This window comes from Pseudonocardia sp. Ae331_Ps2 (assembly GCF_001932405.1).
Taxonomy (GTDB): Bacteria; Actinomycetota; Actinomycetes; order Mycobacteriales; family Pseudonocardiaceae; genus Pseudonocardia.
This window is the reverse complement of the sequence record NZ_MCIM01000018.1, coordinates 1-2,438: the sequence shown is the minus strand read 5'-3', so window position 1 is coordinate 2,438 and position 2,438 is coordinate 1. Positions and strand designations below refer to the sequence as shown.

Here is a 2,438-nt window from a genome sequence, read left to right as displayed (position 1 = left end):
TTTCACTCTGCGTGACTGTTCGGGTGGTGTTCCACGGCCGCGGGTCATGCGCTGTGGCGGAGGGGGATTTCCGGATGGCACATGAAAGGTTCTTCGTCGTGTTGTGACCAGTGCGTCGGTCGTTTCCTGGGGTGTTTTTTCTGGATATCGGGTTGTTGTTGAAGGCGTCGAGGACCTCCGCTGGATGGGGGGACCCGCTGGGTCCTGCTGACCGGAGTTCATCGTTCCCTTTATGGCGTCATGGGAGTACTCTTTCTGTGGCGGTGTCTTGAATCTGGTGAGTGGATTTTCGTCGTGGTGGTCAGGTGTCTGGTGGTCGGGTTGGCGGAGCTGGAGGTGTCCCGGATTAGCTTATTATCGTCCCGGATTTGCTCGGATTCACGTAGATCATCTCCGGGGGGAGGATCGGCGGCCGGTGGTGTCCTCGTGGCTCTTTGAGGGGGCCGTCCGTCGGTGGGCTCGGGGGTGTGTGGGTGGTGGTCTGATGGGGTCTGGGTTCCCCGAGAGTTCCCAGGTAAAAGCCGAGAAAGCCCGCGAAAGCCCGCGACGGGTGCTCGGGTCTGGTCGCGGTGCCTGGCGGGGGAGCTAGAAGGCCGGTAGGGGTCGTGGCCTGGTGGGTGGCTGGTGTCGCTGGCTGCTGCTGCGCGCCGGACACCCCAATCCCTCCGCTTCGCTGCGTGATCGGGGTGTCCGGCGCGCAGCAGCAGCCAGCGGTGTGGGGTGTGGCGTGGGATTGGAAGATTCAGTACGAAGTTCAATGGGTTAAAAAAAGTAAGATCAAAAGAAGAGTGGGGGGCAAAAGAAAAGTGATGTGTGGGGTTGATGTGGTGCGTGGTGGAGTGGTCGTGGTGTAGTTATTTGTGAGTGTGCGTTGGTGGGTTTTATTTTTGTTGTGCCGTGTGTGGTGTCGCGGTGAGGTGGTTTTCCGGTTTGGGTGAATTGCCGTGTTAGGTGGAGTACTGAGGCTCCCACGTGTCGAGCACCAAGTGTGGCCACATGATTGCGTCTGGTAGTGGTTCTTGACCGGTGGGGAGTGTGCGTGTTCGGATGCGCTCGTGAGTGCAAATAGGTTTGTGTTCCGCGGTATCAGTGCGGTGTTGGTCGTGGCGGTTTCAATGGGTTCGGCTACGGGGATTGCTGCGGCCGACGCCTCGGCGGTAGGGGGTGCATCTGCCTCGCATTCTACTTCGCTCGCCATGCAAGGCAGGCTGTCCATCCCAGGCTCGGATAGTAGATTTGATGATCTCATCGAGAAGCTTCGCTCAGTCCCGGCAGGGGCGTCTCCCGAGGAGGCAGCCAAGATTATTTATCCAAATGACCCAGAGGGGCGAGCTGAATATATCCGACTTGTGATGGAATTCGCGGATCATAAAAATCCTTCTAGCCGCGCAATCCCGGCGGCACTGGCCATGCTGGGCCCGCCCTTGGCTCTCTGCGTAGCAGGGGGTCTTGGGAGCGCAGCTGTCAATGAGCTTATCGTACTAGTCAGGACTGGCGAATCAGAAACAGCTCACGGCCGCGTTAATTCTGCGGTTGGCGGTTGTATTACTACGGTTGTTCCACCAGCGCTGAGGCCTGCGGCGAATGCCGCAAAGCCTCAAATTGTTGCGATGATCACGGCACTGATTATTCGATTTACACCGAAGGTGGCTTAGCTAGAGCTGCTTACCAGATCTCATGAAGATAGTCCGCGCCCGCTTCTGGCAGATACTGATCCAGGCAGTCGTTACAGCAATTCTAGCTGAGCTTAGCATTAGAGATATTGGAGGACTGTACCACTCTCCTGGGGGCACTTTTCGAGTTGCAGCCACTTTTCTGGCCGCTTTTCTGTTCTGGTGTTTATTTCACCTGGTGGTAATTCGTGATAGGTGGGGGTCGGGTGGTCGTTAATGCCGCCCCGCGCTGTTTGTGAAATGTCCCGGATGAGATTTAGGGCCAGGCTCAACTTATGCGGGGCCGAGAGCCGAGCTGCAAGCAACGGCTGATGCATGGAGCGTCGCCGCATCGAACCTCCACCGAGCCGGGAACGAGCCCAGCCCCGACCAGGGCGCGGCCGGTGTGTGGCGGCAGACGAGGGCGGCGGCGATGACCTGTCAGGCCGGTGTCGTCGTGTTCGCCCTGGCAGGTGCTCTTCGATCGGTGCGATTTGTGCTCACTTGCCAGCGCCAGGGCCGCAGCTCGCGACGCGGCCCGCCGGTTTTGCGATACCCGCTTAGCCGGGCTATGTCTATAGCTGCTCCGCCGCAGGCGGCTGCGAAGCGACCCTCGGGCCCGCGGCCCGGACCCCGCTGCCGGGCGCGCCCGCACCGGAGGTCGTCGGTGGGTGCATGGGTGTTGGCGGTGTCTGGTGGCGGTGTCTGGTCCGGACACCGCCAGGCTCAGCCGGACCAGACACAGTGCGTCCGCCGGTGCGTCCGTCGCCGTTCAAGATCAAGACC

Annotated in this window: 1 protein-coding gene; it reads left to right on the top strand. The window is 60.1% G+C overall.

Annotated features, from left to right (window positions below; all coding sequences use genetic code 11):
* Window positions 1-677 precede the first annotated feature (677 nt).
* A complete protein-coding gene (locus Ae331Ps2_RS32385; protein WP_175581851.1) occupies window positions 678-854 on the top strand; it encodes a hypothetical protein in 177 nt (58 codons plus the stop codon).
* Window positions 855-2,438 lie beyond the last annotated feature (1,584 nt).